The 549-nt window shown below is 54.5% G+C and carries 1 protein-coding gene; it reads left to right on the top strand.

Going from position 1 to position 549, the window contains the following annotated elements:
- Window positions 1-427 (top strand): CHAD domain-containing protein (locus AC1DRJ_RS31995; protein WP_477805612.1); only part of this gene is annotated, 427 nt, incomplete at its 5' end.
- Between the last annotated feature and the right edge of the window lie 122 nt (window positions 428-549).

Genomic DNA, 549 nt, shown 5'->3' with positions numbered 1-549 from the left:
TCGCTCGTCTTCACTGGCAAACACGCCAGGCGGGTTGGAGAAACGGATCCGCAGAGCCCTCACAAAGCAGGTTGACCGTCTCCATTTCGCTTTGAATGATCCTGACTTTGATCGCCATGAGCTGCGGATATTGGTTAAACGCACTCGCTATTTGACGGAGGCGTTTCCTACGATATCGCCGCTCACTAAAAAGGCTACCACTTCGCTGAAGTCGGTACAGTCGGCTTTAGGATCATGGCACGACCACCACCAGTGGTGCCTGAAAGTGGGTGTTGAGCCCGATCTGATGCCTCTTGCACCCGAGTGGGAGGAGGCGGCACTGAAGGCCCTTGATGCAGCTGAAACCCAACTGCAGGAGTTATCCAAGCTTCTGCCCAAGGTGTCCACCAAGCAGCAAGATGCAACGCAGCAGTCAGTAACCGCGTAGCGAATTATGGTTGTCAGTGCGGGATGATTGAAGATTTGCTCTGGTAGGCGAGCTGGCAACTCACGAGGCACGTCGATGGGGCTCGTGCTTGTCGACAAAGGTAACTGGTTCGAATTCGGTTC

Source organism: Pseudomonas sp. P5_B2 (assembly GCF_056400445.1).
The sequence above is the reverse complement of the archived record's forward strand: the minus strand, read 5'-3'. Positions and strand labels throughout refer to the sequence as shown.